At 71.2% G+C, this 7,050-nt stretch carries 5 protein-coding genes and 1 riboswitch; of the genes, 2 read left to right on the top strand and 3 right to left on the bottom strand.

All coding sequences use genetic code 11. The features are described from left to right. Positions 1–53: 53 nt before the first annotated feature. A complete protein-coding gene (locus tag IEZ17_RS14335; RefSeq protein ID WP_189300033.1) occupies positions 54–437 on the bottom strand; it encodes a PRC-barrel domain-containing protein in 384 nt (127 codons plus the stop codon). 114 nt (positions 438–551) lie between these two features. After that, positions 552–649, top strand: a riboswitch (glycine riboswitch). A gap of 189 nt (positions 650–838) precedes the next feature. Between IEZ17_RS14335 and gcvP the strand changes: the two genes are divergently transcribed. Further along, positions 839–3,724, top strand: a complete 2,886-nt coding sequence (gcvP, locus tag IEZ17_RS14330; protein WP_189300031.1) for an aminomethyl-transferring glycine dehydrogenase — start codon at positions 839–841, stop codon at positions 3,722–3,724. A gap of 70 nt (positions 3,725–3,794) precedes the next feature. Here the strand turns inward: gcvP and IEZ17_RS14325 are convergent, their stop codons facing one another. Both IEZ17_RS14325 and IEZ17_RS14320 read right to left on the bottom strand, forming a co-directional pair. After that, positions 3,795–4,001, bottom strand: a complete 207-nt coding sequence (locus tag IEZ17_RS14325; RefSeq protein ID WP_308427648.1) for a DUF5999 family protein — start codon at positions 3,999–4,001, stop codon at positions 3,795–3,797. Positions 4,002–4,325: 324 nt separating this feature from the next. Next, positions 4,326–4,919: a hypothetical protein gene (locus IEZ17_RS14320; RefSeq protein ID WP_189300028.1), complete on the bottom strand. Its 594-nt coding sequence runs from the start codon at positions 4,917–4,919 to the stop codon at positions 4,326–4,328. Positions 4,920–5,483: 564 nt separating this feature from the next. Here IEZ17_RS14320 and IEZ17_RS14315 point away from each other — a divergent pair. Further along, positions 5,484–7,034 carry a glutamate-cysteine ligase family protein gene (locus tag IEZ17_RS14315; protein ID WP_189300025.1) on the top strand — a complete coding sequence of 517 codons (1,551 nt, stop codon included), beginning with the start codon at positions 5,484–5,486 and terminating at the stop codon, positions 7,032–7,034. The last annotated feature ends 16 nt before the right edge of the window (positions 7,035–7,050 follow it).

Genomic DNA, 7,050 nt, shown 5'->3' with positions numbered 1-7,050 from the left:
GACGATCCGGCGCTGCGGCCGGGGGAGCCGCTGCCGCTGGTGGGCGGGCCGGATCAGTCGTCCGCGCCGGCGATCCGCCCGAAGTCCGTGTCGCCGGCGGAGGAGTGCGAGTCCGCGGGCGGGGAGGAGATATCGAGGCGGTAGTGGTGGTAGAGCTGGAGTTCCTGCTCGGGGGAGAGATGCCGGCCGACGCCGAAGTCCGGGGCATCTTTGATGAGCTTGCGGTCGTAGGGAATGCGCAGGCTGTCGCCGACCATTTCGCTGGGTTCCAGAGGGACGAACGCATCGCGGCTGAAGAGGCCGGTGCGCACGGCCGCCCACTCCGGTTCACCCGTCGCGTCATCGAGGTAGACCTCGTCGATGGTGCCTATTTTCGCGCCGTTCCGGTCGAACGCTTTGCGGCCGATGAGGCTTCGGGGATCGATATCGGCTTGCACGGTCCCTCCAATTGGTCGCAACTGCCTTGTGACAACTACGAAACGGCACATTTCATGCCCCGGCCACTCGAAGGATCGTTCCAGCAGCACGCTGGTAGGCTGGCGGTTGGCCGCAGACCCCACGCGGGAGAGTCCTTTGTCGTTCGCGACCAGGGCGCCGAAGGAGCAAATCCTCCCCGGAATCTCTCAGGCACACGTACCGCGCGGGTGAGGTCACTCTGGAAAGCAGGGCGGGTCACGGACAGGCACCATGCCGGAACCCCTCCTCACCGACGGTGAAAACCGGGCCGCATCCCGCGGGCCGGTGAAGCTCTCAGGTTGAGATGACAGAGGGGGAGGCCGTCCGGGCACCAGCGCCGTGGTGCCCCTCGTAGGTCGCACTGACCAGGAGGCCCCCGCAGATGACCACCAATCGCATCTCCTTGACCGAGCTGGAGCGCGGCACCCCCTTCGAGCGCCGGCACATCGGCCCCGATGACGAGGCGCAGGCCAAGATGCTCGCGCAGGTCGGCTTCGGATCGCTGGACGAGCTCACCGCAGCGGCCGTCCCGGACGTGATCAAGAGCGCGGAGGCGCTGGGCCTGCCGGAGGCCCGTACCGAGGCCGAGGTCCTGGAGGAACTGCGCGGTCTGGCCGACCGCAACCAGGTCCTGTCGTCCATGATCGGACTCGGCTACCACGGCACGTTCACCCCGCCGGTGATCCTGCGCAACGTCATGGAGAACCCCTCCTGGTACACGGCGTACACGCCCTACCAGCCGGAGATCTCGCAGGGCCGGCTGGAGGCGCTGCTGAACTTCCAGACGATGGTCGCCGAGCTGACCGGACTGTCCACCTCCGGTGCCTCCCTCCTGGACGAGGGCACCGCCGCCGCCGAGGCGATGGCGCTCTCCCGCCGCGTCGGCAAGGTCAAGCAGGGCGTCTACGTGGTCGACGCCGACTGCCTGCCGCAGACCGTGGCCGTGATCCAGACCCGCGCCGAGCCGACCGGCGTCGAGGTCGTCGTGACGGACCTGTCCGGCGGCATCCCGGCGGAGATCGCCGAGCGCGGGGTCTTCGGCGTGCTCCTCCAGTACCCGGGCGCGTCCGGCGCGGTGCGCGACCCGCGGGCCGTGATCGCGCAGGCCCACGAGCTGGGGGCGGTCGTCACCGTCGCCGCCGACCTGCTGGCCCTGACGCTGCTGACCTCGCCGGGTGAGCTGGGCGCCGACATCGCGGTCGGTACCAGCCAGCGCTTCGGCGTCCCGATGGGCTTCGGCGGTCCGCACGCCGGCTTCATGGCCGTCCGCGAGCAGTTCGCCCGCAGCCTGCCCGGCCGACTGGTCGGGGTCTCCGTCGACGCCGACGGCAACAAGGCGTACCGGCTGGCGTTGCAGACCCGTGAGCAGCACATCCGCCGCGAGAAGGCCACCAGCAACATCTGCACCGCGCAGGTGCTGCTCGCCGTCATGGCCGGGATGTACGCGGTCTACCACGGGCCCGACGGCCTGCGGACGATCGCCCGGCGCACCCACCGCTACGCGACCATCCTGGCCGAGGGTCTGCGGGCCGGCGGGGTGGAGCTCGTCCACGACGCGTACTTCGACACGCTGACCGCGCGGGTGCCGGGCCGGGCCGCCGAGGTCGTCGCCGCCGCCCGCGAGGCGGGGGTCAACCTCCGCCAGGTCGACGCGGACCTGGTCGGTATCGCCTGCGACGAGACCACCGGGCGCGCCCAGCTGACCGGCGTCTGGGGCGCCTTCGGGGTGCAGGGCGACATCGAGCGGCTGGACGCGGCCGTCGCCGAGGCGCTGCCGCAGCCGCTGTTGCGCACCGACGACTACCTCGGCCACCCGGTCTTCCACCAGCACCGCTCCGAGACCGCCATGCTGCGCTACCTGCGGACGCTGGCCGACAAGGACTACGCGCTGGACCGCGGCATGATCCCGCTCGGCTCCTGCACGATGAAGCTGAACGCGACGACCGAGATGGAGCCGGTCACCTGGCCCGAATTCGGTCAACTGCACCCCTTCGCGCCGGCCGACCAGGCGCAGGGCTACCTCACGCTCATCCAGGAGCTGGAGGAGCGGCTGGCCACGGTCACCGGCTACGACAAGGTGTCCATCCAGCCCAACGCCGGCTCGCAGGGCGAACTCGCCGGGCTGCTGGCCGTCCGCGCCTACCACCGCGCCAACGGCGACGAGCAGCGCACCGTCTGCCTGATCCCGTCCTCGGCGCACGGCACCAACGCCGCCAGCGCCGTGATGGCCGGCATGAAGGTCGTCGTCGTCAAGACCGGTGAGGACGGCGAGGTCGACGCCGACGACCTGCACGCCAAGATCGAGAAGCACCGCGACGAGCTGGCCGTCCTGATGGTCACCTACCCGTCCACCCACGGGGTGTTCGAGGAGCACATCACGCAGATCTGCGCGGCGGTGCACGAGGCCGGCGGCCAGGTCTACGTCGACGGTGCCAACCTCAACGCGCTGGTCGGCCTCGCCGAGCCCGGCAAGTTCGGCGGCGACGTCTCGCACCTCAACCTGCACAAGACCTTCTGCATCCCGCACGGCGGCGGCGGTCCCGGCGTCGGCCCGGTCGGCGTCCGCGCCCACCTGGCGCCGTACCTGCCCAACCACCCGCTCCAGCCCGCCGCGGGCCCGGAGACCGGTGTCGGGCCGATCTCCGCCGCCCCCTGGGGCTCGGCCGGCATCCTGCCGATCTCCTGGGCGTACGTCCGGCTGATGGGCGGCGAGGGTCTCAAGCGCGCCACCCAGGTCGCGGTCCTGAGCGCCAACTACATCGCCAAGCGGCTGGAGCCGCACTACCCCGTGCTCTACACCGGGCCCGGCGGGCTGGTCGCCCACGAGTGCATCATCGACGTCCGGCCGCTGACCAAGGCGACCGGGGTGAGCATCGACGACGTCGCGAAGCGGCTCATCGACTACGGCTTCCACGCGCCGACGATGTCCTTCCCGGTGGCCGGCACGCTCATGATCGAGCCGACCGAGAGCGAGGACCTGGGCGAGCTGGACCGTTTCTGCGACGCGATGATCGCCATCCGCGCGGAGATCGACAAGGTCGGCTCGGGGGAGTGGGACAAGGACGACAACCCGCTGCGCAACGCCCCGCACACCGCGGGCGCGCTGGCCGGTGGGTGGAGCCACGGGTACCGCCGCGAGGAGGCCGTCTTCCCGGCCGGGGTGAACGCCGCGGACAAGTACTGGCCGCCGGTGCGCCGGATCGACGGTGCCTTCGGGGACCGCAACCTCGTGTGCTCGTGCCCCCCGCTGGACGAGTACGACAGCTGATCCACGGCAACATCAAGGGCCCTCGGCAGCAATGCCGGGGGCCCTGTTGTACGTGCCGGGTGGCCGCGGATCAGGCGGCGGCGGTGACGCGGGCGGTGCCGAGCGGCCGGTGCGGGGCGATGACCTGGCCGTCCGGCAGCAGCTCACCGGTGTCCTCGAAGAGCAGGACGCCGTTGCAGAGCAGGCTCCAGCCCTGCTCCGGGTGGTGTGCCACCAGCTGGGCGGCCTCCCGGTCGGTGGATTCTGCTGATGGGCATGGTGGTTGATGCTGGCACATGGAAATTGTCTTTCGCTGCGGTGTGGTGAACGTCGTGCGGCTCGATGAGGTGGTCATGGCCGCTCCCCCGTTTCATGTCGGTCCCAGTCTTGCCCTACGGAGGTGTTTCCGCAGGGATTTCGCAGCAGCGGTACACACTCGATACTGACGCATCACCCGTGCGGGCGGTTGCTCCCAATTGAGCGCGGCTCCCAGGGGGTTGGGAGTGGTATCGCGGGCGGATCCGCGCGGGTGGGCAGCGCGGTGCGCCCCGCGGCCGGGAAGGGCCACGGGGCGCGGGGCGGCGGTGCGGTCGTACGCGGGCTTACGAGGGGGGTGCGGCGGTCAGGCCGGCTCGCGGAGCAGCGGTGCGGGTGCGGGTGCGGGGGCCAGGCGGAGGGTGAGGCGGGGGAGCAGGTCGGCGAGGCGCTGCGGGAGGTGCGGGGCTATCCCCGGCGGGGCGGGGGCCAGCGGCACCAGGAAGTCTCCGGGGGCGGGCATGCCGTCGGCGCCGTCCGCGGCGATGTCGTGGTGCAGCCACAGGGTGAGCATGTACAGCTCCGGGACGGACAGCAGCCGCGGCTGGTACGGCGCGGCGAGCGACTCCGCCTGCTGGAGGGCCCGCTCGGTGGCGACGACATAGGGGCCGTCGCAGAAGCGCGCGAACGTCCAGCCGTCCGCGGTGAGCCGGGCCTCGGCGGTCGCCAGGGCGCGCTCCCCGCCGCGGACCAGGAAACGCCAGCCGGCGAGGCGGGTGCGCGGCGGGCCGGCCTGGCTGATGTCGTCCCAGACGTGCACGGGCAGCGGGTGGTCGGGGCTCAGCGGACCCTGATGGGCACGCAGGGCGGCGGTGGGGGCCTCGCGGATGGTGGGGGAGCTGAGGGCGGTGAGGATGCTGCGCAGGGCGGGCGCAGGGGCAGGGGGAATGTGCAGCGGCATGGCGGGTCGCCTCTCGCTTCGGAGACACGGTGGAGCCGGAAGTGCGGACGGCGCTGTCTGCGGGCGGGGTCAGAGCAGGGCTGACCACGGCCGCGGACCGGCGGGGGCGGGCCGCGGTGCCGGAGTACCGGTGGGAACACCGCCACGCTGGCGCCAAATCTCTGCCTCGTCAGCGGAGTTTATACGACATATGTTCTGGAAGTGTTTCGGCTACTCGCCTTGCGGATTTCCGGCAAGGCGGAATCCGGTCCCCTGTCCCGGGTGATTTCCGCCGCTTTGTGCCGGGGCGGGAAGGTGCCACCTCGTAATTCCTCGGCGATGCGGTAGGCCGGATCGCGTCGGTGTTTTTTACGAGCGAATTGCGGAGGGCTCTGGCCATGGAGATATGCCCTTGGGAAATGCCCGGCGTCCGGTCCCCATGACACTAACGGTACCGTCCTGCCCCGGAGGCGTTATCGATCAGATTGCCGGGGCATCATCGACCGTAGCGCGTGCCCCGGGGGTGCCGGGGGCGGCCCAAGCGGCCCGTGGCCGCGGGCCGTTCACTCTAGGAGGGACCCTTCGATGGGGGAGAAGGTCGCCGCGGACGGGATCGACCTGGCGGACCGGGAGCGTTATCGAAGAAAGTTGCACGACTGTCTTGAGGGATTGCGGAGGATGCTGGCGGAGAAGCGGTTCGATCGCCCCAAGAATCTGATGGGGCTGGAGATCGAGCTCAATCTCGCGGGCGCCGACGGACTGCCCCGCATGCTGAACTCGCAGGTCCTGGAGCGTATCGCCAGCGGGGATTTCCAGACCGAACTCGCCCAGTGCAATCTTGAGGTCAACATCACCCCGCACCGATTGTCCGGGCGTGTTCTGGACCAGCTCGCGGAGGAACTCCGTACGGGCCTGGGGTACGCGGAAAGGAAGGCCCGCGAACTCGCCGCCCGCATCGTGATGATCGGCATCCTGCCGACCCTGCACGCCAGCGACCTCACCGCCTCCAGCCTCTCCGCGAACGATCGCTACGTGCTGCTCAACGAGCAGATGCGGGCGGCCCGCGGGGAGGATTTCGCCATCGACATCGAGGGCGTCGAGCGGCTGGTCTCCCGCTCGCCGTCGATCGCGCCGGAGGCGGCGTGCACCTCCGTCCAGCTGCACCTCCAGGTGACGCCCGGCCGGTTCGCGGCGGTGTGGAACGCGGCCCAGGCGATCGCCGCCGTCCAGATCGCGGTCGGCGCCAACTCGCCGTTCCTCTTCGGGCGGGAGCTGTGGCGCGAGTCCAGGCCGCCGGTCTTCCAGCAGGCCACCGACACCCGGGTGCCCGAACTCCAGGCGCAGGGGGTGCGTCCCCGGACCTGGTTCGGCGAGCGCTGGGTCGACTCCGTCCACGAACTGTTCGAGGAGAACCTCCGGTTCTTCCCGCCGCTGCTGCCGCTGTGCGGCCCGCAGGAGCCGCTGCGTGTCCTCGATGAGGGCGGCGTGCCCGACCTTGCCGAACTGGTGTTGCACAACGGCACGATTTATCGATGGAATCGGCCCGTCTACGGCGTCGCCGGCGGCGTCGCGCACCTCCGTGTCGAGAACCGGGTCCTGCCGGCCGGTCCCACCGTCGCCGATGTCGTCGCCAACACCGCCTTCTACTACGGCCTGGTGCGGGCGCTGGCCGAACAGCCCCGCCCGGTGTGGACCCGTCTCCCGTTCGCCGCCGCGGCCGGCAACTTCGACACCGCCTGCCGCCACGGCATCGACGCCGTCCTGCGCTGGCCGCGGTCCGGACGGGCCGGCGGCACCGCCGAGATCCCCGCCGTACGGCTGGTACGGCAGGAACTGCTGCCGCTGGCCGCGGCCGGGCTGGACGCCTGGGGCGTCGAACCGGCCGACCGCGACCACTACCTGGGCATCATCGAAGCCCGCTGCGTGCGCCGGGTGAACGGGGCGTCCTGGCAGGCCGCGGCCTTCCACCACGCGCGGCGGCAGGGCCTGGCACGGGACGCCGCGCTGGCCGCGATGACCCGGCGCTACGGCGAGCTGATGCACGCCGGGGAGCCGGTGCACACCTGGCCGGTGGCCTGGCCGGTCGGCGAGGCCACCGTCCCGGCGCAGCGGCGGGCCGCGCCGGAGGGGGCTTAGCGGGGGGCCGTGCTGC

It is taken from the genome of Streptomyces albospinus, assembly GCF_014648695.1.
GTDB classification, from domain to species: domain Bacteria; phylum Actinomycetota; class Actinomycetes; order Streptomycetales; family Streptomycetaceae; genus Streptomyces; species Streptomyces albospinus.
The sequence above is the reverse complement of the archived record's forward strand: the minus strand, read 5'-3'. Positions and strand labels throughout refer to the sequence as shown.